Genomic DNA, 26,897 nt, shown 5'->3' on the forward strand with positions numbered 1-26,897 from the left:
AAAGATGGACTATTTAGGAAAAGATATTTTTAGCATTCACGAAAGCCTAGTTAATGGTGATATTACCGCCGAAGAATTAACAAGACAAACTATTGAAAATGCTAAGAAGAACGATGAAGATATTAACGCTTTCGTCGTTTTTGATGAAGAAAATGCAATTAAGCAAGCCCAAGAAATTGATAAGGCTGGAATTGACCCAGATAACGTATTATCAGGTATTCCAGTTGCTATGAAGGATAACATGTTAACTAAGGGTGTATTAACATCTGCAGGTTCAAAGATGTTATCAAACTTTAAACCAATTATTGATGGTACCGCCGTTACTAAGATGAAAGAAGCAGGCACTATCAACATTGGTAAGACCAACATGGATGAATTTGCCATGGGTAGTTCAACAGAAACTTCATTCCACGGTAAGACTAAGAACCCATGGGACTTAGATAAGGTTCCTGGTGGATCATCAGGTGGTGCCGCTGCCGCAGTTGCTGCAGGGGATGTCTTAGTATCACTTGGTTCAGATACCGGTGGTTCAATCAGACAACCAGCATCATTTAACGGTGTTGTTGGTATGAAACCAACATACGGTCGTGTATCTAGATGGGGATTAATCGCATTCTCATCAAGTTTAGACCAAATTGGTCCATTGACTAGAACTGTTAAGGATAACGCCGTTGTTCTAAATGCCATTGCCGGTAAAGATGAACATGATATGACAAGTTCAAATAAGGAAGTTCCTGACTTTACAGCAAACATCGATAAGGGTGTTAAAGGTATGAAGATTGCTTTACCTAAGGAATACTTAGGTGAAGGTGTTGATAAGGATGTTCAAGATGCTATTTTAACCGCTGCTGACAAGTACCGTGAATTAGGTGCCACTGTTGAAGAAGTATCTCTTCCAAACAGTAAGTACGGTGTAGCAGCTTACTACATCATTGCTCCTTCAGAAGCATCATCAAACTTACAACGTTTCGATGGTATTCGTTACGGTTACAGAGCTCAAGATGCTAAGAACCTAGAAGAACTATACGTTAAGAGTCGTTCACAAGGTTTTGGTGACGAAGTTAAACGTCGTATCATGGTTGGTACTTACTCACTATCAGCTGGTTTCTTTGATGCTTACTTCAAGAAGGCTGCTGAAGTTCGTACCTTAATAATTGACGACTTCAAGAAGGTTTTCCAAGATTACGATGTAATCCTAACTCCAACAGCTCCTACTCCAGCTTTCAGCTTGAAAGATGAAAAAGACCCAATCACTATGTACATGAATGATGTTTTAACCATTCCTATTAACATGGCAGGTCTTCCAGGAATGTCAGTTCCTGCAGGCTTCTCAAACGGACTACCAATTGGTATGCAATTAATTGGTAAGCCATTTGATGAATCAACTCTATACCAAGCTGCTTACGCTTTCGAACAAAACACTGATTTCCATAAGCAAGATCCAAAGATGGGGGGAGCACAATAATGAACTTTGAAACTACAATTGGACTAGAAGTCCACGTTGAATTAAAGACTAACTCTAAGATTTTCAGTCCATCTCCCGTACAATACGGGGTTGACCCTAACTTAAATACCAACGTAATTGATTGGGGATACCCAGGGGTATTACCATCAACCAACAAAGGTGTTGTTAAGTCTGGTATTATGGCTGCTTTAGCACTACATGCTGAAGTTGAAAAACACCCTCACTTTGATCGTAAGAACTACTTCTACCCAGATAATCCAAAAGCTTACCAAATCACACAAAAGGATACTCCTGATGCGCATGATGGTTGGATTGAAATTGAAGTAGACGGTAAGAAGAAGAAAATCGGTATTGAAGAAATGCACATTGAAGAAGATGCCGGTAAGAATACCCACGGAAACAAGTTCTCTTACGTTGATTTGAACCGTCAAGGTACTCCACTTATCGAAATTGTTTCAAAACCAGATATCGCTTCACCTGATGAAGCATATGCTTACCTTGAAGCTTTACGTGAAAGAATCCTATTTACAGGAATTTCTGACGTTAAGATGGAAGAAGGTTCAATGCGTGTGGACGTTAACGTTTCAATCCGCCCATACGGTCAAAAAGAATTCGGTACTAAGGTCGAATTAAAGAACTTGAACTCATTTAACTACGTAAGAAAAGGTCTTGCATACGAAGAAAAACGTCAACAACGTGTAATCATGGCTGGTGGCGAAATTCAACAAGAAACTAGACGTTTCGATGAAACAACTGGTAAGACTGTTCTAATGCGTGTTAAGGAAGGTGCGGATGATTACAGATACTTCCCAGAACCTGACCTACCAGCACTAGACATCACAGATGCATGGATTAACGAAATTAACGATGATATGCCTGAAATGCCAGCTAGTCGTCGTCAACGTTACGTTAACGACTTTGGTTTGAAGGACTACGATGCAATGGTTCTTACTCAAACTAAGGAAATGGCTGACTTCTTCGACGCCATGATTAAGCTAGGTGCGGATCCTAAGATGGCATCAAACTACCTACAAGTTAACGTTAACGCTTACTTAAATGATGAACAAAAAGACTTATCAGAAACAGAAATCACACCGGAATACTTAGCTACAATGATTAAGTTAATCGAAGATGGCACTATTTCATCTAAGATGGCTAAGAAGGTCTTCAAGGGTATTACTGAAGGTAAGGAACCTAAGAAGTTCGTTGAAGATAATGGAATGGTTCAACTATCAGACCCAGCACAATTACAACCAATTATTGATGAAGTTCTATCAAACAACCCACAATCTGTGGAAGACTTCCATAATGGTAAAGATCGTGCTATCGGTTTCTTAGTTGGTCAAATTATGAAACAAACTCGTGGTAAAGCTAACCCACAAGTTGTTAACAAGTTATTAATGGCATCAATTAATAAATAATTTTTAGGAGAATTGGAAATGCAAAAAAGAGCACGTGTAATATACAATCCAACATCTGGCCGTGAGGCTTTGAAACGAAGTCTGATTGATATTCTCGCTGTTTTCGAAGAGGCTGGTTATGAAACTAGTGCATATGCAACTACTCCTAAACCTAATTCAGCACGTGATGAAGCCAAACGCGCATCGTTAGATGGCTTTGATTTAATCGTTGCTGCAGGTGGGGATGGAACCATTAACGAAGTTGTTAACGGGATTGCACCACTAGAAAAACGTCCTAAGCTGGCAATTATTCCAGCAGGGACTACCAATGACTTTGCCCGTGCATTGCATATTCCAAGAGAAGATCCAATTGAAGCGGCCAAAGTTGTGTTGAAGGGACAAACTTTCAACATGGATATTGGTAAAGCCGGAGAAAAATACTTCATGAATATCGCGGGTGGAGGTTTGTTAACCGAATTAACTTACGATGTTCCTTCTGATTTAAAGACTATTTTTGGTTACTTGGCTTATCTAGTTCGTGGAGCTGAATTGCTTCCAAGAATTAAGCCAATTGAAATGGATCTTGAATTTGATGATGGAGAATTTAAAGGTAAAGCTTCAATGTTTTTGCTTGCTATGACTAACTCAATCGGTGGTTTAGAACAAATTGTTCCGGATGCCAAGTTAGACGATGGCAAGTTTACAATGATTATTGTTAAGACTAGTAACATTATTGAAATTGTTCAATTACTTGCGAAAGTCTTAAGTGGTGGTCGCCATATCAATGACCCTCGAATCATTTACAAGAAGACCAGCAAGTTAGTTGCTAATCCTGTCGAAGACAAGATGCAGATTAACTTAGATGGTGAATATGGTGGCGACGCACCAATGACATTTATTGACTTAAAGCAACACATTGAAATGTTTGCGAATGTCGATGAAATGCCAGAGAAATCTATCAGTTTTGATGCTGAAAAGATTGAAAAAGAATTCGTCGATAAAGTTGATAAATTATCATAGTGGAATTTAAAAACGAAAAGTTTTGTTGTATGATTATTTTAGAAGATTACAACAAAACTTTTTTGTTTAGAAAAAGGGGTAAATATGAAATTTAAAGCACCAGTTACAAAGAACGAAGAATATGAAGTCGATATTGTCGACTTAACATACCAAGGCTTAGGAGTAGCCAAGATTGAAGATTATCCTTTGTTTATTGAAGACACTCTTCCAGGCGAAAAAGCTTTGATTAAGGTAATCAAAGTTAACCAAAACTTTGGTTTCGCGAAGTTAGAAAAGTTACTAACTAAATCACCTGATCGTGTTGAAAACATCGACAAAAATTACACTCGTACAGGAATTGCTCCATTACAACATCTAAAATATGATGCACAATTGGAATTCAAACAACACCAAATTCAAGAACTTTTCGACAAGTCCAAGATGGATGTTGAAATATTGCCAACTATTGGGATGGATGACCCAACTCATTACAGAAACAAGGCCCAAATTCCAGTTCGTTCAATTAACGGTAAACTACAAACTGGTTTCTTCCGTAAGCATTCACACGACCTAGTACCCATTGAAGATTTCTACATTCAAGATCCAGAAATCGATAAGGCCATCGTGGTAGTTAGAGACATTCTACGTAAGTATCACATTGAACCATACAATGAAACTCAACATAATGGTGTGATTAGAAACATCATGGTTAGAAGAGGTCACTACACTAATCAAATGATGATTGGATTGATTACTCGTACCAAGAAGATTCCAATGGTTGATATCATCGTCCGTGAAATTAAGGAAGCTTTACCTGAAGTAACAAGTATCATGCAAAACATCAACTTGTCAGATGGTAACGGTTTGTTAGGTAAGAGTACTGTTTGCCTTTATGGTAAGAAGTACATCGAAGACAAGTTACTTGGTTTGAAGTTCGCTATTTCATTGAACTCATTCTACCAAGTTAACCCAGAACAAACTGAAAAACTTTACTCTCTAGCAATTGAAAAGGCGCAACTAGATGGTACTCAAACAGTAATCGATGCTTACTGTGGTATCGGTACTATCTCATTAGCTGTTGCCGAACATGCTAAGAAAGTTTACGGTGTGGAAATCGTTAAGGAAGCCATCGAAGATGCTAAGATTAACGCGCAAAAGAACCACATTAACAACACTACTTTCGTAACCGGTAGTGCAGAAGACCAAATGGAAAAATGGCAAGCACAAGGATTGAAACCAGATGTTATCATGGTTGATCCTCCACGTAAGGGACTTGCATCATCATTCATCGACAGTGCTGCTCAAGTAGCACCTAAGAAGATTGTTTATGTATCATGTAACCCATCAACATTAGTACGTGATGCTCGTCGTTTAGCTGAATACGGTTATGAAATTACTCAACCAGTTCAACCGGTTGACCAATTCCCACAAACTGTTCACGTTGAATCAGTGACTGTATTTGAAAAGAAATAGATAAGAGAAAAGACACCCTGCGAGAGGGTGTCTTTTTTTATTTGTCGAATTTCCAATTTCGACCTTTATTAATGTTTATTTTATCTTGTATAATATCATTAGGTTCAACTTGTAGTTTTTCGCACATGTAGTAACAATATATTAATACATCTGCTAATTCTGACTTCAAGTTTTCCTTATCCGTGGATGATAAAGAACTATCATCTTTTTTCCAAAGAAATATTTTTTCGACCTCAGAAGCTTCAATACCTAAAGCTCTAGATAATGATATAAGAGTATGATATTCATTCCAGCCTCTGTCGTTTCTAAATTCAATTAATTCTTGAATTATATCTTTATATTCCATAAAAATCTCCTTTAAGGTAGGTACTTTATAAATGTCAGATAGCAACATAGCTAAACCAATTATTAAAAAATATGATTACACCATTAATAGTGACATAAAACAAGAAATTTTAAAACAAAATAATACTAAAGAAGAACATGAACTAATAACCAGATTTCCAACAGTATACATAGTTATAGATAAAATTCGTGGTAAAAAAAAGAAATTTGGTCAATTCAAAGCGTACGTTGGTGAAACCAACAATATTGTACGTAGAACAGAAGAGCATTTAAATAGCGAATCAGAAGATAGAACGGATTGGACAGAACTAAATAATTCTAAGGATGCTAAGATTATTGTTATTGCCCATAAAGAATTTAACAAGTCGTTAACTTTAGATATTGAAAATCAATTAATGAAATATCTTCTTAGTGATGACGCAATTGGTGAACTAAATAATCGTAGATCTAATGATCAAGATTTATACTTTACAAGAGATCATTTTAGAGATATTTTTCAAAATATTTGGGAAGAATTATCTAAGAAAAATAAAGATATCTTCCCGAGTGTTGATGACATTACCAATTCTGCAATTTTTAAAGCATCTCCCTTTCATAAGTTAACTGATGAACAATTAGATGCCAGAGATGAAATAATTGATAAAATCAAAGATATTAAAAAAGGAAATGGCACGGATAATTTAATTATTATCAAGGGTTCTGCAGGAACAGGTAAGACGGTTCTATTAAGCTCTTTATTTGCTGAGCTCAATAAACCTGATAATCAAGAAGCATATATGCTTGTAAATCACAATCAACAGGTTAAAGTATATGAAAATATAGCTCAAAAAATAGGTATTAAAACAAGACTTGGTGATTCAATAGTTAATAAACCAACAAAGTTTTTAAATAAACACCAAGTTGGAGATGAAAATTCAAAAATAGATATTGCTTTAATAGACGAAGCACACTTACTGCTTACTGAAGGTTATATGGTTTATCAAGGTTCAGGTCATTTGAAAGATATAAGAAGCATATCAAATGTTGTCGTAGCTGTATTGGATCCAATGCAGGTATTAAAGGGCAATGGATATGTTGAAAAATCGTATTATGATAAATTAATTAGTAAGTCAAGAGAGAATAATCAATTAATAGAGTTGTCTGAACAAAATAGAATGGATGCTTCTATAGAAACCATTGATTGGATTGAAGATATTGTTACTAAAAATGAAATTAATAAGATTCCTAGAGATGATAAGTATGATTTAAGAGTCTTTAATGATGTTAATAATATGTATAAAGAAATTAAAAAGCATAATGATAGTATTCAATCATTAACAAAGGGTTTATCAAGAATGGTTGCTACTTATGATTGGGAATTTAGATCAAGTAGATATAATAAAATTATTCAAAATGATGGTACTGTGGTCGATGATTTATGGCGAGTTTCAATTGGTGATAAATTTAATCTTCCTTGGAATTATCAATTACCGGTTGAGAAGAAATATAAAGACTTATCATGGGCAGAGCAACCTCAAACAATTAATGAAGTTGGTTCTACATTTACAATTCAAGGCTTTGATTTGAATTATTGTGGTGTTATTCTTGGTCCTTCAATCAAGTTTAGGAACGGAAAAGTAGTTTATGATGGAACAGAAAGCTTTGACAGACAAGTTACAGACAAAAGAACAATGAAAAACGGAGAACAAAAGGATATATCATCTGAGTTAATTCGCAATCAACTAAACGTGCTACTAAAACGTGGGGTACATGGACTTTTCATCTATGCTGTTGATGACGAACTAAGAAAAGAATTAATCAGACAAAGCAAATAGACAAAAGAGACACCCCTCACAGGTGTCTTTTTTGCACTTCCCAAGATTTGGGTATATATTACTTTCTATTGAAAACACAAAATTAAACATAAAAGTAGGCGAAATATATGCGTATTAATATTATTCAACATACTCCAAACGAACGACCAGGTTCGATTTTGGATTGGGCACATGACAGGGGACATGACGTTTACATCTACCATCCATACCAATTTGGTATCCTACCAAAGGTAGATGAAACTGATATGTTAGTTATCATGGGTGGTCCAATGAGTGTTAACGATGATATTGATTGGATTGAGTTCGAACGGGACATTATCAGAGAACTTGCTGAAAAAGATGTTCCAATCTATGGTGCCTGTTTTGGTGCGCAACAAATTGCCAAAACATTTGGTGCCAAGATTACCACCTCAACAGAAAAGGAAGTTGGTTGGGCACCAGTATATTTAAGATCCGAACGCATCCCTGGCATTTATAATAAGCTTACTGCAATGCACTGGCATGGTGAAATGTTTGAAATTCCTAAGAATGGGGAATTATTATTCTCCAGTGATTTGGTGGAAAACCAAGGATTCATTATTGGCGACAGAATTGTTGGTTTACAATTCCACTTTGAATTAGGTACTGACGAAGTCAGAGAAATCGTTACCAACGACAACAAGTACGTTGCTGGATCAGCATTGAATCAAACTAATGAAGATATCTTAGCTAGACCAGTACCAAAAGAAAACAAACAAGTGATGTATGCAATTTTGGATTACATCACACAAGGCAAATAATCGTCATTTTAGCCACTTTATTAATTATTAATATAAATAGACGCAGAGTCTACTAAGATTGATTTAAGCAATCATTTAGCATTAAAAAAAGCATTCGAACTTAATCGAATGCTTTTTTATTATTTACTGTTTTTCAAATGTCTTTGTTGTAGGTAGTAAACTGGAATACCGATTAATGTTAATAGTAATCCGATTAATGCTAAAACAGTTTGAGTAATCAATGTTTCAGCAAGGATGAAGATACCACCAACTAAGGCGATTATTGGTACGATTGGGTACCATGGCACCTTGTATGGACGAATCATTTCAGGTTCCTTACGACGTAGTTTGAACACCGCAATGAATAGTAGACAGTTAAAGATCCACATAACGAACACTAACATGTCAGTTAATAGGTCAAAACTACCAGCAAAAATCATTAGAATAGCGATTACAAATTGGAAGATTCCTGAAGTGTATGGCACACGAGTTTTCTTTGAAAGTTTAGTGAACCAATCACTAAATGGAAGTGACTTGCTTTGACCCATGGCATAAGGAATTCTCATACCTGATAGGGTGTATCCGTTCAATGAACCGTAAACAGAAACTAGGATACCGATAGTAACTAACTTACCACCGAATTCACCAAATAACTTGATAGCAGTTTCTGAAGCGGTGTTTTGATTACCAGCGATATGATCAATTGGTAGTGTCTTTAGGAAGGCAACGTTTACCAATGTGTAGATAACCATAATCAAACTTAGACCGATAATGATGGCCTTTGGTAAGTTCTTCTTAGGGTTCTTAATTTCACCGGCAACGTCACAAACACCAATCCAACCATCGTATGCAAACATAGTTGCTAGTAAACCTGACCCGAATGCAGTCCAGACATTAGCGTGATTACTTGGACTAATTGGTAAGAATGAAACGTGAACAGCGCCAGGAATAAATAGACCAAAAATAGCAATTAAAATAATTGGAATTAGCTTACAAATAAGGGCAATTGTTTGAACGTTTCCACTAATCTTTGATCCCAATAAGTTAATGAATAACACACTCAATGCCACGATGATTGCCATTGGGTTTAGGATGTTTGGGTTTAAATGGAATAGGTTAATTAATTGTGTTGAGAAGATAATTGCTTCAGCAGCAATGTTAGCAGGGTAGTAGACCAGGATTTGGGCCCAACCCATTGAGAAACCGGTAAGTGGTCCATAAGTATAATCAAGATACTTGATGGCTCCACCGGTCTTAGGAATGGCAGCTGCTAATTCAGATACAGTCAAACCGGCACAGATAGTTAGTAGACCACCAACAATCCATGCTAAAACGGTTAGTGTAAATGAATGAGTACTGTTAACAACACTCGCGGTCTTGAAGAACACACCAGCACCAATAACAGTTCCCATAACTGTTGAAAGAGCAGCCATCATGCCAATTCCACGTTTTAATTCGTTTTCTTGCATGACGAATTTCCTCCTAGATAATTTTTATCTAAAAAAAGGAGGGGGTCTAAATAGACACCCAACCTTTTTCAAAAATAATATTAGTTATTATTTGTCTTCGCTTTCAACATCGTGTTTACGTTGGAATTCAGCAATGTTCTTGTATTCAGTTTGAAGTTGACGACTTAAACGAATGTAGATAGGTGCTAATTCACGGTAAACCTTGTAGTTGTCAGGATTTGGCTTGTGGGCGTTAGTTACTCCAACAAAGTCCTTAACCTTTTCAAGGTCATCGATGATACCTAATGAGTACATACCTAATGTGGCAGCACCTAAAGCAGTACCTTCAAAACTTTCTGGAATGTTAACATCTTGTTCGAAGATGTCAGCTAACATTTGACGCCATAGTTCTGAACGAGCAAAACCACCAGTAGCTTGGATACTTGTTGGCTTACCAATAACTTCTTCTAGGGCAAGACTAACAGTGTATAGGTTAAATACGATTCCTTCTAGAGCGGCTCTAATCATATGAGCACGAGTGTGGATACGAGTTAGACCGAAGAATGAACCACGAGCGTTAGCATCCCAGATAGGAGCACGTTCACCACCTAAGAATGGGTGGAATAGTAATCCATCAGAACCTGCTGGAATATTTGCGGCGATTTCAGTTAATAGGTCGTATGAATCCATGTGCATTTGTTCGGCAGTAACCTTTTCAGGTGCACATAGTTGATCTCTTACCCAACGGAAGACGATACCACCGTTGTTAACAGGTCCCCCGACAACCCATTTGTCTTTTGATAAGTAGTAACAGAAAACACGACCCTTAGGATCAATAACAGGTTTGTCGGTAACGACACGAACGGCACCAGAAGTACCAATTGTAACGGCTAGAACACCTGGCTTAATAGCATTAACACCAAGGTTAGCTAAAGGACCATCTGAAGAACCGATAACGAATGGAGTATCTTCATCGATACCAATTACGTTAGCGTAAGCTTTGTTTAGTCCCTTGAATTGGTATGTAGTGTCAACTAGTTCAGGAAGTTGGTCACGTGATACACCTGTTAATTCAAGTGCTTCGTCGTCCCAATCCATCTTGAAGATGTTGAACATACCAGTAGCATTGGCAATTGAGTAATCTTCTTTTAATTCACCAAATAGTTTGTATAGGATGTATTCCTTGATACCTACGAAGTAGGCAGCCTTGTCGTATACATCTTTTCTTTCATTCTTCAACCACATTAACTTGGTTAGAGGAGTCATAGGGTGAACTGGAGTACCAGTCTTTTCGTATAATTCCTTAGCCTTACCGCTTTCCTTTAGTTGGTCAGCGTAGTTAACGGCACGGTTATCAGCCCATGTAATAGCACGAGTTAATGGTTTGTGGTTTTCATCAAGTAAAATCAAACTGTGCATAGCACATGAGAATGAGATACCCTTCAATGTACCATGCTTAAGGTCAGCCTTACGTAAAACTTCAGTTAGACCTGCAAGCATGGCAGAGAAGATTTCTTCTGGATCTTCTTCGGCCATATCTGGAGTATCTTGGTATAAAGGATAACCATCGTTTGAGTATCCCTTAACTTCTCCATCGGTATCGTACAAAACAGTTTTTACACTGGTTGTTCCAATATCAACACCAATGATGTAGTTCATAACATAACTTCCTTTCGATCTAAAAAGAGAGACTTAATTTATTTTTTAATAATGTTAACTATTATAATAAAATCCGCATAAAAAGTCATCACTAATTTATTTAGTTACCGCTTTCATTATATTGAAAACAAAAGGCCGATTCAAGTGTTTTAACGTGTTTTATAGTAATTTGCGGTCATTATGATTATAATAAGGTTAATTGTATAAAAGAGGTGAGTGAATGGATACCAGAATGTCTTTGTATCATCAGAAACCAAAGTCTACTAAAAACTACGGGCAGTTTTTTAAAAAATATGCATGGTTAATTGCAATTTTAATTGTTTTACTAGGTTCAATCTTTGGATATGTTGCATACCAAAGTTATGAAAATAATATGATTAATAAGTATCAAGTTAAGGGAATCATGATTAGTCAATCAAATGGCTATATTGATTTTGTTACCTTAGCCAATACCGGCCAAAAGTTTGTCTATATTCGAGCTAGTCAGGGTGCTACATATACGGATGATGATTTTAGTGATAACTTCCAACGCAGCCAAGGATCTGGTTTACAGGTTGGTTCTTACCATGTTTTCAGTACGCAAACTGCAGTTAAGGATCAATTGAAGAACTTTACTAGAGAAGTTGGCGATGACTATGGAACACTACCACCATTGGTAGAGGTGACTTCGCCTTTATCTGATGATCAGGTCAACAGACTTTCCGAATTCATTTACATGGTCCACAAGTATTACGATACCAGCGTTGTTGTTAGAAGTAGCACGAGTGTGTTTAACCGTTTAGACAAAAAGATTAAACACGACGTGCAATTCTTTAGTGGCAATGTGGACAATAAACGCGCTAATTTTATTGAAGTCAGGAATGATCGCAAGATTAGTATTGATGGGTCAAATGTTTATGTTAACCAGATTGCCTTTAACGGTAATAAAAAAGGTTGGCAAGAATATTTATTGAAGAATCAAGACCGTTAATATATATCGATATTAATGAAGATATTTGCTAAAATAGAAGATATATTAATTCGAATTTAAGTAGGGGAACCCAGAATGTTAGAACAATTTCAAATGTATTTTAACAAGCTTGGATATGACAAACAGACGCTGATTCAAGAGCGTGTTTATCCAATCATCAAGAACCATGATAGTGTCTTAGGACTATCACCAACTGGATCAGGAAAGACAGTCGCATTTTTAATTCCAAGTATCGAAATTCTAGAACCTGAAGGTGGTTCACAACTATTAATCATCGAACCATCTCAAGAACTAGCAATTCAAACCGCAAAGGTAGCTAGAAACTGGGCTAATTTGCGTGGGATGAAAGTGTTGGCGTTAACCGGTGGTGCTAACATCAAACGTCAAATGGAACGTTTGAAGAAGCATCCTGAAATAATTGTCGGTACAGCAGGTAGAATCAAGAACTTAATTGACGATAAAAAATTAAAAACTCATCTTTTTTCTACTATTATAATTGATGAAGCTGACGACCTATTACAAGGTGAAACTTTGACCACGGTTAGAGACATTGTTTCTTCCATGATGTCGGATGTTCAATTGGAATTCTTCTCAGCGACAGCGACACCAATTCTAGACCAACTATCAGGTTGGTTTGGTAATCGTGAAATCGTAAAGGTTGATGTTAGAGCTGAAGATAAGACCCAAGGTCACGTTGAACATGGGATGATGAATGTTTTACGTAAGAATCGAAACAAGATGCTAGCACGTTTACAACACGTGGCAGGTTTTAAGGCATTGGTATTCTTCAATCAGACCGTTGATTTGAACAAGACCTACAGTTTCTTTGTCCACAATCATTATCAAGGAGTTGCTAAGCTAACTTCTGATCAAAATCAAACTAAGCGTCAAAAGGCGATGGATGATTTCAGACTTGGACGTATCAAATTGTTATTGACCACCGATGTGGCTGCGCGTGGTTTGGATATTGCTAAACTACCAGCGGTCGTTAACTACGATTTACCTGATGAAGCCATCGACTATGTACACCGTGTTGGTAGAACCGGTCGAATGGGTGAAGACGGAATGGTAATTAACTTCGGTGATGACCACGATTTGAGGGACTTAAAGAACCTATTATCTGATTATGATTTTGACTTCCAACCAAGTTACTTCTATAAGAATAAGATTGTAAAATCCGTTCCAAAGACTGCTGAAAAGGTTGTCGAAATTGTTGAAAAACCAACTAAAAAGGATAAATCATCTAAGGATGAATCAAGTAAACCTCGTGTTAAGAAGGTTAAAAAACAAGTGGTTTCTAATCCAGCACCTAAAAAACGCGTCAAGAAAAACAAGCATACCAAGAACAAGGGAATGCGTAACAAATGGCGAAAAAACAGCAATAAGCAGGGTTAAGGAACTTTACATTATTTTATTAAAATGCGACAATATTAATTGTCGTTTTATGGCTCCATAGCACAACTGGATAGGGCGACCGCCTCCTAAGCGGCTGATCTCGGTTCGATTCCGAGTGGAGTCATAAAAAAGAACTCACATTTTTCAGGTGAGTTCTTTTTTATATTTACATAACTTTTACATTAAAATGACTTTAAATTTACAACCCGCCGATATACTAAGCTTGTAACATAAAATATTGGTTAGGAGATATTGATATGATTAAAATGAATAAGGTTCTATCAATTGCTTCAGTTGTTTTAGTTTCAGGTTCACTATTAGCTGCCTGTGGTAGCACAAGCGGTTTACAAGCTAGTGGGGATGTATCAGTAGTCGGTTCAACTGCTTTACAACCATTAGTTGAACAAGCTGCAAAGGATTACCAAAAGGATAATTCAGGTGTTAACATTTCTGTTCAAGGTGGCGGATCTGGAACAGGATTAAGCCAAGTTCAATCCAAGAGTGTTTCAATTGGTAACTCAGATGTGTTTGCCGAAAACCAAAGCGGAATTGATGCTAATAAGCTAACAGATAACAAGGTTGCCGTAGTTGGGATGGCACCAGTTGTTAACAAGGGTGTTGGCGTTAAGAACATTTCACTAGAAAACCTAAAGAAGATTTTCGAAGGTAAGATTACTAACTGGAAAGAACTTGGTGGTAAGAACCAAAAGATTGATGTTATTAATCGTGTAAAGGGAAGTGGAACTAGAGCGACCTTCGAAAGCAACGTATTGAAGGGTGCTTCAGCTATTCAAACTCAAGAGCAAGATTCTAATGGTGCAGTAAAGAAGATTGTTTCATCAACACCCGGAGCAATTAGTTACCTAGCATTCTCATTCATTGACAGTAGTCTTCAACCACTATCAATCGATAATGTTGCCCCAACAGACAAGAATGTTGAAACTAACGCTTGGAAGATTTGGTCATATGAACACATGTACACACCAAAGAAAGCCGACAAGAACGCTACTAAGTTCATCAAGTACATTGAATCTGGTAAAGTTCAAAAGACTTTAGTTAACAAGCTAGGTTACATCAGCATTTCAGACATGAAAGTAACCAAGGACAGTAACAATAAAATCGTAAAATAAACCAATTAAAAGAGATCAACTTAAGTAAGCTGGTCTCTTTTTTTGCACAAAATTCTAAAATTTACATAAAATTTACAAAAAATCTAAATTAGATTTACATTAAATCGTTATACTTAGTTTTGTAAATTGAAAAAGGATGATTGTATTATGATAAAAATTAAGAAATTAGCGATTATGACATCGGCAGTCTTATTCGCTGGGACAGTATTAACAGCGTGCGGAGTTAGCTCTGCGTCAAACGATAAAATTACAGCGGTTGGATCAACTGCTTTACAACCGTTAGTAGAAGAAGCAGCAAACGATTACCAAAAGGACCACAAAAACCTATCAATTACGGTCCAAGGTGGGGGTTCTGGTACTGGTTTGAGTCAATTACAAGCCAAAGCCGTTACAATCGGTAACTCAGACGTGTTTGCTGAAAACCAAAAGGGAATCAAAGCCAAAGGCATCGTCGATCATCAAGTCGCGGTAGTCGGAATCACACCTGTAGTTAATAAGGGTGTCGGAATTAAAAACATCAGCATGAAGAATTTACAAAAGATTTTCGAAGGAAAGATTACCAACTGGAAACAAGTAGGTGGTAAAAATATTCCAATCGAAGTCATCAACCGTGTAAAAGGTAGTGGTACCAGGAATACATTTGAAGCAAATGTAATGGATGGCCACAGTACCGTTAAAGCACAGGAACAAGATTCAAACGGAACTGTTAGAAGAATTATTGCTACCACACCTGGAGCAATCAGTTATCTGTCATTCTCGTTTGTCGACAAGACCATTCAATCACTATCAATTGATAACGTAAAACCAATCGATAAGAACGTTGAAACCAACGCTTGGAAAATCTGGTCTTATGAACACATGTACACAGCTAAGAAGATTAGTGATAACACCAAGAAGTTCTTGGCATACATGAATTCAGAAAAGGTACAAAAAGGTTTAGTAAAGAAATTAGGTTACATTAGTATCAGTGATATGAAAGTGAAAAGGGATGCTAACAACAAAGTAATTAACTAATTGGGGGGAAGACTCATGGAAATTAATAAGAAAATATTAATGCCATCCAAGGAAACGCGCCAAGAAAGATTTGGTCGTACTTTAAGTTTTATCAGCATTTCAGCAATTGTCGTCTTGGTGGCGTTGATTTTATACTTCATTATCTCAAAAGGGATTTCTACATTTACTGAAAACCACGTTAACTTGTGGGACTTTATCAGTAAAACAGATTGGTCACCTTCAACCATCGGTAAAGATGGTAAACCAGAAGTAGGGGCGCTACCTATGATCGTGACATCATTTAGTGTTACTTTCCTATCCGCACTACTTGCCACACCATTTGCAATTGCCGCTGGTATTTACATGACAGTAATCGGGCCTAAGAAGAGTCGTGGCTTTCTACAAACTGTTATCGAATTACTAGTTGGGATTCCTTCAGTTGTTTACGGTTTTATCGGATTAACCATTATTGTTCCAATCGTTAGAACTTTATTTGGAGGAACCGGATTTGGAATTCTATCAGCAACATTAGTATTGTTCGTCATGGTGCTACCAACCATCACGTCACTAACTGTTGATAGTCTAAACGCAGTGCCAAAGCATTTATCTGAAGCATCACTTGCACTAGGTGCCACACGTTGGCAAACAATCTACAAAGTTATTCTAAGATCAGCAACTCCAGGGATCTTAACAGCCATCATCTTCGGAATGGCCAGAGCATTCGGTGAAGCCTTAGCCGTACAAATGGTAATCGGTAACGCTATCTTAATGCCTAAGAACTTGATTACACCGTCATCAACATTAACCAGTCAATTAACTACCGGAATTGGTAACACTGTAATGGGAACTCTAGGCAACAATGCACTATGGTCATTAGCCTTGGTTCTACTTCTAATGTCACTATTCTTTAACATCTTGGTTAAGTTAATTGGAAAGAGAGGTAAGTTCTAATTATGAATCCAAAAGTAGTTAATAAAATTGCAACCGGTGTGATTTACGGTTTAGTAATCCTAGTCGTTGCAATCCTAGCAGCCTTAATCGGTTACATCTTGGTAACCGGTGTGCCTCACATTTCATGGCACTTCTTAACCAGTCCGGCTCAATCATTCTTAGCTGGTGGGGGAATTAGAGATCAACTATTTAACTCAATCTACCTATTAGTGCTTACATTAATCATTTCATTTCCAATTGCTTTAGGAGCTGGAATTTACTTAGCTGAATACGCTCCTAGGAACTGGTTTACTGAAATCATTAAGACAACCATCGAAGTATTAAGTTCACTTCCATCAGTTGTTGTGGGACTATTTTGTTACCTATTATTTGTTGTTCAAATGAGAATGGGATTCTCAATCCTATCAGGTGCGATTGCACTTACATTCTTCAACTTACCTCTATTAACAAGAAACATTGAAACATCACTAGAATCAGTTTCATCACTACAAAGAGAAGCAGGATTATCACTAGGTTTATCACAATGGAAGACAATCACTGGCATCATCCTACCAGCCGCAGTTCCTGGAATCATCACAGGGATTATCCTAAGTGCTGGTAGAGTATTCGGTGAAGCTGCCGCATTGATTTACACAGCAGGTCAAAGTGCTCCATTTGTTGATTACACTAACTGGAACATCTTCTCTGACACTAGTTTCTTGAATCCACTACGTCCGGCAGAAACACTATCCGTTCATATTTGGAAAGTTAACTCTGAAGGAATTACTCCTGATGCTAACGCCATCTCAAGTGGATCATCAGCCGTATTAATTATCGTAATTCTACTATTTAACATTTTCGCGCATTGGATTGGAAACCGTTTGTACAAGAAAATGACTTCTAGTAAGTAAGGAAGGTTTAACATGAAAAACTACAATTTAAATCAACAATATGTACGTGACTTCGCAGTCGAAAACGCAATTGAAGCTCACCATGTAAACGTTTCTTACGGTGAACACCAATCAATTTTTGACGTATCACTATCATTTCCTCGTTTCAAAGTAACTGCCATGATTGGTGCTTCAGGATCAGGTAAATCAACTTTTCTACGTTCAATTAATAGAATGAACGATAACGTTGCTACCGTCGACGGGGACATTATGTATCGAGACGTTAACATCAACGACAATAAGATTAACGTTTACGAATTAAGAAAACACATCGGAATGGTGTTCCAACGTCCCAACCCATTTGCTAAGTCCATTCGTGAAAACATCACGTTTGCACTTAAAAAGCACGGCATTAAGGACAAAAAGGAACTAGACCAACGTGTTGAAACCAGTCTAAAAGAAGCGGCTTTATGGGATGAAGTAAAGGACAAACTAGACGAAAGTGCTTTATCATTATCAGGTGGACAAGCTCAACGTTTATGTATCGCACGTGCGATTGCCATGAAACCAGATGTTTTACTCCTTGATGAACCAGCATCAGCGCTAGATCCAATCTCAACTTCAAAGATTGAAGACACACTAAATCGTTTGAAAGAGAAATACACAATCATCATTGTTACTCATAACATGCAACAGGCTTCTAGAATGAGTGATTACACTGCATTCTTCCACCAAGGCCATTTAATTGAGTTCAACAAGACTTCTCACATCTTTACCAGACCAAAGATGCAAGCAACAGAAGACTACATTTCAGGAAACTTCGGGTAGGTGAATTACATGACTTCTATTTTAAAAACAGAAAACGTTCATTTGTACTACGGTGAAAAGGAAGCCCTACATGGCTTTGACATCGAGTTTGAAAAAAATGAAATCACGGCTTTAATCGGACCATCTGGTTGTGGGAAATCCACATTTCTAAGATGTTTAAACCGTATGAATGACTTAAGAAACAACACAACTATCACTGGTAGTTTTAAGATTAACGATCAAGACATCTATGCACCAACTACCGACATGACCGAATTAAGAAAAGAAATCGGAATGGTGTTCCAACAACCAAACCCATTTCCTTTCTCAGTCTACGACAACGTTGCATATGGTCTAAGGATTGCCGGTGTTAAGGATAAAAAAGTGCTAGATGAAGTAGTTGAAAAGAGCTTAAAGCAAGCTGCCGTTTGGGAAGAAGTAAAGGATGACTTAAACAAGAATGCGTTGTCATTCTCAGGTGGTCAACAACAAAGAATTTGTATCGCTAGGGTATTGGCGGTAAAGCCTAAGATTATTTTGATGGACGAACCCACAAGTGCGCTAGACCCAATCTCAAGTGCCAAGATTGAGGATACTCTGTTAGAATTAAAGAAAGATTTTACGATCATTATTGTTACTCACAACATGCAACAAGCTTCAAGAATTGCTGACAAAACTGCATTCATGCTAAACGGGGATTTAATTGAATACAACAAGACTTCCAAGATGTTCTTAAATCCTGACAAGCAACAAACTAGTGACTACTTAAATGGAGAATTTGGATAGGAGAGCTGATTATGAGTCAAACATTTAACGATAAACTAAAATTATTACAACAAACCTACATGAAGATGGGGATTAATGTTTCTGATCAAATTTATCAATCAATCAAAGCTTTCACAGAAAACAATCAAAAGTTAGCAAACGAGATCGTTAATCGTGATAGCAAGGTTAATGACGAAGAAGTTGATCTAGAAAAAGAAGCATTAAACTTAATTGCGTTAAGACAACCAGTTGCTTCTAACTTCCGTTCAATCATTACATTATTGAAAGCTAGTTCTGATTTGGAAAGAATTGGTGATCACGCATCATCAATTGCCAGAGAAACTCTTCGTATTAACACAGAAAGTCGTATTCCAGAAGTTAACGAAGCAATTAACCAAATGGCTTTAAAAATTAGGGGAATGCTAGAATCATCATTAGATGCCTACGTTCATTCCGATCAAGAAGCAGCAAAGCTGGTTGCACAAGAAGATATCCTAATTGATAAGAAGTTTGTTCTAGCTAAAAATCTAATCGTTTCTGAAATGGAAAAGAATAGTGATAAAATTGAACTTGCAACTATCTATCTAATGGTAGTTCGTTACTTAGAAAGAATTGGGGATCATATTGTTAACTTATCAGAATGGATTGTATATAATTCAACTGGTAAGATTGTCGAATTGAACCCTGGTAAGATTGAACCGGAATTGATTGCAAAAGAACTAAAAAACAGTCCAAAATAGGGAGGTTTAGATGGGATGAAAAGTCTGTTGTTAGTAACAAAACAATTAAGATTAGCCGCTGATGTGAGTCAATTGGCGTTGCAAGACGAATATTTTGTTAATAGCGTCAGTGATGACGAAGATATCGAAATTATGGCTAAAAAGAACAACGTCTTTGCCGTCATTATCGATTTATCAATATTTGAAGACTTTAGTCACGTTAAAAGGCTGATTGAACAAGTTGCTAAGACATTCTCAGGCCCTATTATTACTTTTGATGACCAATACGATGATTTAAAAGAAAGAGATTGTTTTGAATTAGGTGTTAACGATTACTTCAGTGATTTCGTTGGTGCCCAAAGAATCATGTTAAGAACATTAAAACATGTCAAAATATACGATGAGATGGTAGAGAATACTGATAAGACTAAACGCAAAGAGCATTTTAAGGACTTTGAGATTAGTTTGAAGCATTTTCAGGTAAAGTATAAGGGTGAGGTTTTAAATTTCACACCGAAGGAATTTAACATCTTCTATTACCTAATCAGACATCATGACCAGGTATTGAGTCGTGAGCAAATTTTTAATGGTGTCTGGCGTGAAGATCGAGACGATGGTGATGCATTTATATCATCTCGTATCGTTGATATGCACGTTAGTCACGTTAGGGATAAACTCAAAGACTTACCTGGAAATGACGTTGAAATTAAAACGGTTCGTGGGTTCGGATACGTATTACAATAAAAAATCCCGCTTGGAATTTCCAAGCGGGATTTTTGTTTAGAATTTATTAGTTTAAGAATGCAGTAACTGCAGCTGCTAAAATAATGATAATTAAACCGATTATTGTAACAACCATTTCTTTTTTAGTTTTGTTTTGATGTAGGAAGTAGATACTAGTTAAAGTAGCTAATACAACTGATGTTTGTGATAACACGAAACCAGTAGCTAAACCATTCATTTTAGGTTCTGCAGAGATTAGGTAAGTTAGAGCTGCAAATCCGAAGAAGAAACCTGAAATGATTTGTAGATAAGAAGACTTAGTAGCAAATACATTGTTGCTCTTAACGTGGAACAAGCAGTATACAACGGCAATTAAGAACATTCCAAGAGCTTGAGGGAAGAACGCATGCATACCATCTAAGTGACTTGATGCTTGTGGTGCAGCTGAGTAACCCCAGTAACCAATAACACCGATAACTAAAAGACCAATTGCTTTCTTTAAGTCAGCAGAACTTTTAGTATCTTTGTTTTCTTGCCAAGCAGTCATAGTAGCACCGATGATGATTACGATTAAAGCAATAAAACCAATAATACGGTGTGATTCTGAGTGCCAGTTACCTAATGCAAATACACCCCATAATGCGGTTACAATTAATTGTAACGCAGTGGTGATAGGCATTACTCTTGATGATCCAACTAATTCAAAGGCTTTAAATGACATGATTTGTCCGAAAGCCCAACCAGCACCTGAAAGTAATGCAAGTGCAAAATCCATACCAGTCGGAATTGAATTACCTGAGATTAAAAGAAAAATAGCAGAGAAAATAAGTGTTCCTAGAGTGGAACCATAAATTTGGTTAGTAGGTTTGCCTCCAAATAATGAAGCGATAGTAGGGTATAGACCCCAACCTAGAACTGGACCTAGTCCAATTAATAAAGCAACAGCGTTCAAAGCGTGTCCTCCTTATCCTTATATATTATTTCTATAATTAACAATTTACCACAAGTGTTGGTATCATAGTTAGAAATCAAACGTATTTCATTTAAACTTAAATAAATCTTAAGTTTTAAAACGCCTAAAGTAATATAACATATTTATTAGGGACTATGTTTTAAAAAACGTAATGAAATCGTTTTCATTTTCCAAGAATTATGTTATATTATTTTTACGGAAAAGTAAAGCGCTTACATTTATGGAACATAAAAAATTTTTTTAATAAAAGAAGGGGTATTAAAATATGCCATTTGTCGTATTAGTGTTAGGAATATTATTGCTTTTGTTCCTAATCATTAAATGTAAATTAAATACATTTATTTCATTGATTGTTACATCTGTTGTTGTTGCTTTAGGTTTAGGAATGAACCCAGCACACATCGCTATTTCCATTAGAAACGGTATCGGAAGTTCTTTGGGGGAACTAGTTATCGTCTTTGGATTTGGTGCAATGATTGGTCGTTTAGTTTCTGATGCCGGTGGTTCTTACAGAATTGCCAGAACACTAATCGATCTATTCGGAAAAAAGAGACTTCAATTCGCAATTGTTGTTGCTTCATTTATTATCGGGATGTCATTATTCTTCGAAGTTGGATTGGTTCTATTAACTCCAATCGTATTCGCCGTAGCGCTTGAAGCTGAAGTTCCATTCGTTTACCTAGGTATTCCAATGGCAGCTGCATTATCAGCTACTCAAGGATTCCTACCACCACAACCTGCACCAACTGCAGTTGCTACCGCATTGGGTGCCAACATTGGTCAAACACTTCTATTAGGTATCATCGTTGCGATTCCTTGTGTGATTGTAGCCGGTCCTTTATACACAAAGATTGCTAAGAAGATTGCTCCAGAAACTTTTGTTGTTAAGAAATCTCTACCAGCCTTTGGTGAAATGAAGAAGTATGATTTAAAAGACACTCCAAGCTTTGGAATTGCCGCATTTACTTCATTACTACCAGTTATCTTAATGGCAATCTCAACTGTTTACGATATGGTATTTAACGGTGGTAAAGCCGTTAAAGATCCACATGGTATTGGTGCTGTTGTTGCTATGTTTGGTAACCCAGTTATCGCCATGATTGTTACTTTATTATTTGCTATCTGGGCAATGGGATTCCACCGCGGTAAGAAGATGGATGACATCACAAACACTGTTACTGAAGCTATTAAGTCAATCGCAATGCTTCTAATGGTTATTGGTGGTGGATCAGCATTCAAGCAAGTATTAATTGATGGTGGTGTTGGTAAAGCCGTTCAAAATGTAATGGGTCACGCTAATTTATCACCAATTATTCTAGCTTGGTTGATTACCGTTATCCTACGTGTTTCACTTGGTTCAGCTACTGTCGCAGGTATGACTGCTTCTGGACTAGTAACTCCACTAATGCACACAATGAGCGTAAGCCCTGTATTAATGGCATTAGCAATTGGTGCTGGATCACTTGCTGCATCACACGTTAACGATGCCGGATTCTGGATGTTCAAAGAATACTTTGACTTAAATGTAAAACAAACATTGAAGATTTGGACCGTGCTAGAAACAGTCATTTCCATTACTGGATTATTGATGGTTCTACTACTAAGTCTATTCGTTCACTAATAATTTAGATACGAAAAAAAAGCGATGAGATAATTTTATCTCATCGCTTTTTTTATGCTTCTTTATCATTGACGAATACTACTAGTTTTGACCAGAAGTAATTAAATACAATTACGACGATCTGACCAAATATTTTTAGTAGGTCAAAGTTGTTTTGACTGATGATGTTAACACCAATTATTAAGATGATTTCTTCTAAAATTAATGAAGCCACACGGCCAAGGAAGAATGAAATCATTTCTGAGATGTATTCTTTAGCGGTACTTGCTTTAGATTCAAATACCCATTTTCGATTGGTAAAGTAGGCGAATAATACACTCGCTACCCAAGCGATAAATGTATTCCAAAATACATACATGTTCGGTACTAGGTGATAAAGCACTAATGCGACAGCAATGTCGATAACAGTGGTTAATACACCCCAAAACAAGTAGGCAATTACCTGTTTGTATTTATTCCACAAATTTTTCATTATTTCTTCTCTTTCACAATGTATTTAGGACGGTGCTTTGTTTCTAGATAAATCTTTCCAATGTAGTTACCAACGATTCCTAGACAGAATAGTTGAACACCGTTAATTAATAGAATGATTGATACTAATGATGGCCATCCTGATACTGAACCACCGAATAAGATTGCTCTTAAAATAACAAAGATAAGTCCAATTAGTGATAAGAAGAATGAAACACCACCAACCCAGGTTGCCACTTTAAGTGGTACATCTGAGAAATCAACGATTCCTTCTAGTGAATATTCAAGTAGTTGGTATAGTGACCAGTGAGATTCACCAGCAGCTCTTTCAACACCATCATATTCAATGTACTTAGTTTTAAATCCGACCCAACTAAAGATACCCTTAGTGAAACGGTTGTATTCAGTTAATTTTAAAACATTATCAACGTATTGACGAGTCATTAGACGGTAATCTCTAACGTTTTGTTTGATTTCAACGTCAGACATTTTATTAATCACCTTGTAAAAGCTTGAAGATAGGAAAGCTCTTACGAAGTTTTGTTTTCTACTCTTTTGCACACAGCCAACGACGTCGTAATCGTCTTCTTTTATGTACTTAATCATTTGAGGAAGCAATGCAGGTGGATCTTGTAAATCCACGTCCATAACTGCGACATAGTCACCACCAACGTTGTCTAGTCCAGCTGACATTGCAGATTCCTTACCAAAGTTACGTGAGAATGATACGAAATGAACGTTTTCATCGTTTTCACGCAATTTCTTAATTTCTTCCAAAGTATTGTCTGAGGAACCATCATTGATAAACCAGTATTCATGATTGTAGTTAAGGTTGTTAGCGTGCATTTCGCTAAAGACTCTTTCTACTTCATCATAAAAGATTTTAATGGAAGGTTCTTCATTATAACAGGGTACAATTAAACCAATAGTTTCCATAATTGTAACCTCCTTCATTAATCCATAATTATTTATATTTTATCATAATACTTCAAAAAGGTTTTCATAGATAGCACTAAATTTTTCTTAAGATATATTTCTAATCGGCAATGATGCAATTATTTTGTTATAATTAGGTAAATATAATTTTTTGTGGAGGCATAATCTTGAAAAAACCGATTAAAGTGATGACCATCTTTGGAACTCGTCCAGAAGCTATTAAGATGGCTCCAATCATTCTAGAAATGAAAAATAATTTAGATGAGTTTCAACCCATCACCGTTTTGACTGGCCAACATAAAGAAATGCTAGATCAAGTTATGGATATTTTCCATATTGAAGCTGATTACAACTTACACGTAATGAAGGCTCAACAAACATTAAGTTCAATTACAACCACTGTCATTAACAAGCTAGACAGTATTATTAACGAAGCTAAGCCAGATATTATTTTAGTTCACGGTGATACAACCACTACGTTTGCAGCGGCAGTGAGTGCTTTTTATCACCAAATTCCACTTGGTCACGTCGAAGCGGGACTAAGAACATGGGACAAGTATTCTCCATACCCAGAAGAAATGAATCGTCAAATGACCGATATTTTATCTGATGTGTACTTTGCACCCACAGAATTAAGTAAAGAAAATTTATTAAAACAAAACCTAAACCACGATCGTATCTATATTACAGGGAACACCGCAATCGATGCTTTAAAACAAACGGTTGATAGAAACTACCACCACAGCGTGTTAGATGATATCGATAAGACTCACAAGATTATTCTATTGACCATGCACCGACGTGAAAACCAAGGTGAACCAATGCGTCGTACTTTTGAAACTATCAAAAAAGAAGTACTGAACAGAAAAGACATTGAAGTTGTATATCCTGTTCACTTAAGTCCAGCGGTTCAATCCGTTGCCCATAGTGTATTCGATGGGGTAAGCCGTGTGCATTTAATTGAACCATTGGATGTTGTGGACTTCCATAATATGGCGGCACGCAGTCATTTCATCATGACTGACTCCGGTGGGGTCCAAGAAGAAGCACCTTCATTAGGTAAACCAGTATTGGTTCTAAGAGAAGCGACTGAGCGTCCAGAAGGGGTAGATGCTGGAACATTAAAACTAGTGGGAACAGACCCTGAAAAGATTAGTGCAAGCATCGACCAACTATTGGATGATGAAGAAGAATACAACAAAATGGCCACTGCCAAGAATCCATATGGAGATGGAACTGCTTCTAAGCAAATCCTAGCAGCGATTAAGGAAGCATTTGCTACCAATAAGCTAAGTGGTGATCGTAATGAAGATTAAGGATAACGCTATAAAATGGAAACGATTTTTCTTAGTCGTAAAGAAGCATTACAAGGAATCAAACGTATCTGATTCAGCAGTAGTAATTGCATTCTATTCATTGTTATCACTATTTCCAGCGACAATCATTGTTGGAAACCTACTAGAATTATTACACGTTAATCAATACGAAATTCTAGACTATCTAGAACCACTACTACCATCAACGGTATTTAAGACGGTTAGTCCAATCGTTATTTCGGCACTAAAGGGCGCTAATGCGGATAAATTATCTATTGGGTTAATTGTTGCCATCTGGTCAGCCAGTCGAGCATTAGCAGCGTTTCAACGTGCGGTTAATTCATCGTATGGAATAAAAAATGAAAGTAATCTAATGAATCGAATCGTTTCGTTTATCTGGATGCTATTGTTGGTAATCTCATTGGCAATTTTCCTATTATTCTTCGGATTTGGAAAGGTCATCATCAGCTACTCAGCTTACCTAATGGGATTATCGAAGATGAACGTAGGACTATTTATTCTATTAAGATATCCACTAACCATTATCGGTGTCTTTTTATTGGTATTGCTGATGTATTACTTCGTACCAAACGTAAACACCAAGTGGCGTTATGTTTGGATGGGATCATTGATTGTTACAATTGGCATGATAATTCTATCCAAAGGATTCTCAATTTATCTGCACTACTTTGCACGTAGTGTCGATGCTTACAAGGCATTAGGCACCTTTGTTATTTTAATGCTTTGGTTATACATCATTGGGATGATATTGATTCTAGGGGCCGTTATCAATGCTTCTGTTCAAGATGTTAAGAACGTCGAAATTAGGAGTAGAAAGCCCAGCATCAAATCATTTATACCAAACAAGAATAGATAAGATTGTAAAACAAAAAAATC

Annotated in this window: 25 protein-coding genes and 1 tRNA gene; 20 read left to right on the forward strand and 6 right to left on the reverse strand. The window is 36.7% G+C overall.

The features are described from left to right. Window positions 1–4: 4 nt before the first annotated feature. From gatA to rlmD, 4 genes are all read left to right on the forward strand, one after another. Window positions 5–1,465 carry an Asp-tRNA(Asn)/Glu-tRNA(Gln) amidotransferase subunit GatA gene (gene gatA, locus K5Q07_RS02450; RefSeq protein WP_220729388.1) on the forward strand — a complete coding sequence of 487 codons (1,461 nt, stop codon included), beginning with the start codon at window positions 5–7 and terminating at the stop codon, window positions 1,463–1,465. Further along, entirely contained in the window at window positions 1,465–2,886 is a 1,422-nt protein-coding gene (gatB, locus tag K5Q07_RS02455; RefSeq protein ID WP_220729389.1) for an Asp-tRNA(Asn)/Glu-tRNA(Gln) amidotransferase subunit GatB, read from the forward strand. Before gatA ends, gatB begins: the two co-directional genes overlap by 1 nt. Before the next feature lie 18 nt (window positions 2,887–2,904). After that, entirely contained in the window at window positions 2,905–3,885 is a 981-nt protein-coding gene (locus K5Q07_RS02460; protein ID WP_054606778.1) for a diacylglycerol kinase, read from the forward strand. Window positions 3,886–3,969: 84 nt separating this feature from the next. Further along, window positions 3,970–5,337, forward strand: a complete 1,368-nt coding sequence (gene rlmD / locus K5Q07_RS02465) for a 23S rRNA (uracil(1939)-C(5))-methyltransferase RlmD (RefSeq protein ID WP_220729390.1) — start codon at window positions 3,970–3,972, stop codon at window positions 5,335–5,337. 37 nt (window positions 5,338–5,374) lie between these two features. On the opposite strand, the gene K5Q07_RS02470 is transcribed toward rlmD, so the two are convergent. Then, window positions 5,375–5,683, reverse strand: a complete 309-nt coding sequence (locus K5Q07_RS02470; protein ID WP_220729391.1) for a nucleotide pyrophosphohydrolase — start codon at window positions 5,681–5,683, stop codon at window positions 5,375–5,377. Window positions 5,684–5,714: 31 nt separating this feature from the next. On the opposite strand from K5Q07_RS02470, the gene K5Q07_RS02475 reads away from it, so the two are divergent. Both K5Q07_RS02475 and K5Q07_RS02480 read left to right on the forward strand, forming a co-directional pair. Further along, on the forward strand, window positions 5,715–7,496 hold the full coding sequence (locus K5Q07_RS02475) for a DUF2075 domain-containing protein (RefSeq protein ID WP_220729392.1): 1,782 nt from the start codon (window positions 5,715–5,717) through the stop codon (window positions 7,494–7,496). Window positions 7,497–7,603: 107 nt separating this feature from the next. Further along, the gene (locus K5Q07_RS02480; protein WP_220729393.1) at window positions 7,604–8,275 is read left to right on the forward strand and encodes a type 1 glutamine amidotransferase; all 672 of its coding nucleotides are present in this window, start codon (window positions 7,604–7,606) and stop codon (window positions 8,273–8,275) included. Window positions 8,276–8,394: 119 nt separating this feature from the next. Here the strand turns inward: K5Q07_RS02480 and K5Q07_RS02485 are convergent, their stop codons facing one another. Together K5Q07_RS02485 and gntK are read right to left on the reverse strand one after the other, a co-directional pair. Next, window positions 8,395–9,723 (reverse strand): APC family permease, encoded by a 1,329-nt coding sequence (locus K5Q07_RS02485; protein ID WP_220729394.1) that lies wholly within the window; start codon window positions 9,721–9,723, stop codon window positions 8,395–8,397. Between the two features lie 87 nt (window positions 9,724–9,810). Next, on the reverse strand, window positions 9,811–11,361 hold the full coding sequence (gene gntK / locus K5Q07_RS02490; protein WP_220729395.1) for a gluconokinase: 1,551 nt from the start codon (window positions 11,359–11,361) through the stop codon (window positions 9,811–9,813). 220 nt (window positions 11,362–11,581) lie between these two features. Here gntK and K5Q07_RS02495 point away from each other — a divergent pair, with 220 nt between their 5' ends. From K5Q07_RS02495 to K5Q07_RS02545, 11 genes are all read left to right on the forward strand, one after another. Continuing rightward, window positions 11,582–12,331 carry a GH25 family lysozyme gene (locus K5Q07_RS02495; protein WP_220729396.1) on the forward strand — a complete coding sequence of 250 codons (750 nt, stop codon included), beginning with the start codon at window positions 11,582–11,584 and terminating at the stop codon, window positions 12,329–12,331. A gap of 75 nt (window positions 12,332–12,406) precedes the next feature. Beyond that, the gene (locus K5Q07_RS02500; RefSeq protein ID WP_220729397.1) at window positions 12,407–13,726 is read left to right on the forward strand and encodes a DEAD/DEAH box helicase; all 1,320 of its coding nucleotides are present in this window, start codon (window positions 12,407–12,409) and stop codon (window positions 13,724–13,726) included. A 51-nt stretch (window positions 13,727–13,777) separates the two neighbouring features. Then, window positions 13,778–13,850: transfer RNA gene (locus tag K5Q07_RS02505), tRNA-Arg, on the forward strand. A 142-nt stretch (window positions 13,851–13,992) separates the two neighbouring features. After that, the gene (locus K5Q07_RS02510) at window positions 13,993–14,856 is read left to right on the forward strand and encodes a phosphate ABC transporter substrate-binding protein PstS family protein (RefSeq protein ID WP_220729437.1); all 864 of its coding nucleotides are present in this window, start codon (window positions 13,993–13,995) and stop codon (window positions 14,854–14,856) included. 156 nt (window positions 14,857–15,012) lie between these two features. Next, on the forward strand, window positions 15,013–15,870 hold the full coding sequence (locus K5Q07_RS02515) for a phosphate ABC transporter substrate-binding protein PstS family protein (RefSeq protein WP_285289177.1): 858 nt from the start codon (window positions 15,013–15,015) through the stop codon (window positions 15,868–15,870). 15 nt (window positions 15,871–15,885) lie between these two features. After that, entirely contained in the window at window positions 15,886–16,800 is a 915-nt protein-coding gene (gene pstC / locus K5Q07_RS02520) for a phosphate ABC transporter permease subunit PstC (RefSeq protein ID WP_220729399.1), read from the forward strand. A 2-nt stretch (window positions 16,801–16,802) separates the two neighbouring features. Continuing rightward, window positions 16,803–17,690 carry a phosphate ABC transporter permease PstA gene (gene pstA / locus K5Q07_RS02525; protein WP_220729400.1) on the forward strand — a complete coding sequence of 296 codons (888 nt, stop codon included), beginning with the start codon at window positions 16,803–16,805 and terminating at the stop codon, window positions 17,688–17,690. 12 nt (window positions 17,691–17,702) lie between these two features. Beyond that, on the forward strand, window positions 17,703–18,497 hold the full coding sequence (gene pstB / locus K5Q07_RS02530) for a phosphate ABC transporter ATP-binding protein PstB (protein ID WP_220729401.1): 795 nt from the start codon (window positions 17,703–17,705) through the stop codon (window positions 18,495–18,497). 9 nt (window positions 18,498–18,506) lie between these two features. Then, the gene (pstB, locus tag K5Q07_RS02535) at window positions 18,507–19,262 is read left to right on the forward strand and encodes a phosphate ABC transporter ATP-binding protein PstB (RefSeq protein ID WP_220729402.1); all 756 of its coding nucleotides are present in this window, start codon (window positions 18,507–18,509) and stop codon (window positions 19,260–19,262) included. A gap of 11 nt (window positions 19,263–19,273) precedes the next feature. Beyond that, window positions 19,274–19,981, forward strand: a complete 708-nt coding sequence (gene phoU / locus K5Q07_RS02540) for a phosphate signaling complex protein PhoU (RefSeq protein ID WP_220729403.1) — start codon at window positions 19,274–19,276, stop codon at window positions 19,979–19,981. A 15-nt stretch (window positions 19,982–19,996) separates the two neighbouring features. Then, window positions 19,997–20,704: a response regulator transcription factor gene (locus K5Q07_RS02545; RefSeq protein WP_220729404.1), complete on the forward strand. Its 708-nt coding sequence runs from the start codon at window positions 19,997–19,999 to the stop codon at window positions 20,702–20,704. A gap of 46 nt (window positions 20,705–20,750) precedes the next feature. On the opposite strand, the gene rbsU is transcribed toward K5Q07_RS02545, so the two are convergent. After that, window positions 20,751–21,635 carry a ribose/proton symporter RbsU gene (gene rbsU / locus K5Q07_RS02550; RefSeq protein ID WP_220729405.1) on the reverse strand — a complete coding sequence of 295 codons (885 nt, stop codon included), beginning with the start codon at window positions 21,633–21,635 and terminating at the stop codon, window positions 20,751–20,753. A gap of 286 nt (window positions 21,636–21,921) precedes the next feature. Between rbsU and K5Q07_RS02555 the strand changes: the two genes are divergently transcribed. After that, window positions 21,922–23,277: a gluconate:H+ symporter gene (locus K5Q07_RS02555; protein ID WP_220729406.1), complete on the forward strand. Its 1,356-nt coding sequence runs from the start codon at window positions 21,922–21,924 to the stop codon at window positions 23,275–23,277. Window positions 23,278–23,329: 52 nt separating this feature from the next. Here the strand turns inward: K5Q07_RS02555 and K5Q07_RS02560 are convergent, their stop codons facing one another. After that, on the reverse strand, window positions 23,330–23,749 hold the full coding sequence (locus K5Q07_RS02560; protein ID WP_220729407.1) for a GtrA family protein: 420 nt from the start codon (window positions 23,747–23,749) through the stop codon (window positions 23,330–23,332). Beyond that, window positions 23,749–24,684, reverse strand: coding sequence for a glycosyltransferase family 2 protein (locus K5Q07_RS02565; RefSeq protein ID WP_054606760.1), 936 nt, complete (start codon window positions 24,682–24,684; stop codon window positions 23,749–23,751). Before K5Q07_RS02565 ends, K5Q07_RS02560 begins: the two co-directional genes overlap by 1 nt. 188 nt (window positions 24,685–24,872) lie before the next feature. On the opposite strand from K5Q07_RS02565, the gene wecB reads away from it, so the two are divergent. Further along, the gene (gene wecB, locus K5Q07_RS02570; protein ID WP_220729438.1) at window positions 24,873–26,000 is read left to right on the forward strand and encodes a non-hydrolyzing UDP-N-acetylglucosamine 2-epimerase; all 1,128 of its coding nucleotides are present in this window, start codon (window positions 24,873–24,875) and stop codon (window positions 25,998–26,000) included. Beyond that, entirely contained in the window at window positions 25,990–26,877 is an 888-nt protein-coding gene (locus tag K5Q07_RS02575; RefSeq protein WP_220729408.1) for a YihY/virulence factor BrkB family protein, read from the forward strand. The genes wecB and K5Q07_RS02575 overlap by 11 nt, the downstream gene beginning before the upstream one ends. The last annotated feature ends 20 nt before the right edge of the window (window positions 26,878–26,897 follow it).

This window comes from Apilactobacillus zhangqiuensis (assembly GCF_019656215.1).
Classification (GTDB): Bacteria; Bacillota; Bacilli; order Lactobacillales; family Lactobacillaceae; genus Apilactobacillus; species Apilactobacillus zhangqiuensis.

Excerpts from the sequence above, each read along its gene's own strand:
- K5Q07_RS02510 (WP_220729437.1), top strand. The coding sequence starts at position 13,993 with ATGAATAAGGTTCTATCAATTGCTTCAGTTGTTTTAGTTTCAGGTTCA.
- K5Q07_RS02555 (WP_220729406.1), top strand. The coding sequence starts at position 21,922 with ATGCCATTTGTCGTATTAGTGTTAGGAATATTATTGCTTTTGTTCCTA.
- gntK (WP_220729395.1), bottom strand. The coding sequence starts at position 11,361 with ATGAACTACATCATTGGTGTTGATATTGGAACAACCAGTGTAAAAACT.
- K5Q07_RS02545 (WP_220729404.1), top strand. The coding sequence starts at position 19,997 with ATGAAAAGTCTGTTGTTAGTAACAAAACAATTAAGATTAGCCGCTGAT.
- K5Q07_RS02495 (WP_220729396.1), top strand. The coding sequence starts at position 11,582 with ATGGATACCAGAATGTCTTTGTATCATCAGAAACCAAAGTCTACTAAA.
- K5Q07_RS02480 (WP_220729393.1), top strand. The coding sequence starts at position 7,604 with ATGCGTATTAATATTATTCAACATACTCCAAACGAACGACCAGGTTCG.
- K5Q07_RS02575 (WP_220729408.1), top strand. The coding sequence starts at position 25,990 with ATGAAGATTAAGGATAACGCTATAAAATGGAAACGATTTTTCTTAGTC.
- pstA (WP_220729400.1), top strand. The coding sequence starts at position 16,803 with ATGAATCCAAAAGTAGTTAATAAAATTGCAACCGGTGTGATTTACGGT.
- K5Q07_RS02500 (WP_220729397.1), top strand. The coding sequence starts at position 12,407 with ATGTTAGAACAATTTCAAATGTATTTTAACAAGCTTGGATATGACAAA.
- pstB (WP_220729401.1), top strand. The coding sequence starts at position 17,703 with ATGAAAAACTACAATTTAAATCAACAATATGTACGTGACTTCGCAGTC.
- phoU (WP_220729403.1), top strand. The coding sequence starts at position 19,274 with ATGAGTCAAACATTTAACGATAAACTAAAATTATTACAACAAACCTAC.
- pstB (WP_220729402.1), top strand. The coding sequence starts at position 18,507 with ATGACTTCTATTTTAAAAACAGAAAACGTTCATTTGTACTACGGTGAA.
- K5Q07_RS02565 (WP_054606760.1), bottom strand. The coding sequence starts at position 24,684 with ATGGAAACTATTGGTTTAATTGTACCCTGTTATAATGAAGAACCTTCC.
- gatA (WP_220729388.1), top strand. The coding sequence starts at position 5 with ATGGACTATTTAGGAAAAGATATTTTTAGCATTCACGAAAGCCTAGTT.
- rlmD (WP_220729390.1), top strand. The coding sequence starts at position 3,970 with ATGAAATTTAAAGCACCAGTTACAAAGAACGAAGAATATGAAGTCGAT.
- K5Q07_RS02470 (WP_220729391.1), bottom strand. The coding sequence starts at position 5,683 with ATGGAATATAAAGATATAATTCAAGAATTAATTGAATTTAGAAACGAC.
- pstC (WP_220729399.1), top strand. The coding sequence starts at position 15,886 with ATGGAAATTAATAAGAAAATATTAATGCCATCCAAGGAAACGCGCCAA.
- K5Q07_RS02475 (WP_220729392.1), top strand. The coding sequence starts at position 5,715 with ATGTCAGATAGCAACATAGCTAAACCAATTATTAAAAAATATGATTAC.
- wecB (WP_220729438.1), top strand. The coding sequence starts at position 24,873 with ATGACCATCTTTGGAACTCGTCCAGAAGCTATTAAGATGGCTCCAATC.
- K5Q07_RS02560 (WP_220729407.1), bottom strand. The coding sequence starts at position 23,749 with ATGAAAAATTTGTGGAATAAATACAAACAGGTAATTGCCTACTTGTTT.
- gatB (WP_220729389.1), top strand. The coding sequence starts at position 1,465 with ATGAACTTTGAAACTACAATTGGACTAGAAGTCCACGTTGAATTAAAG.
- K5Q07_RS02485 (WP_220729394.1), bottom strand. The coding sequence starts at position 9,723 with ATGCAAGAAAACGAATTAAAACGTGGAATTGGCATGATGGCTGCTCTT.
- K5Q07_RS02460 (WP_054606778.1), top strand. The coding sequence starts at position 2,905 with ATGCAAAAAAGAGCACGTGTAATATACAATCCAACATCTGGCCGTGAG.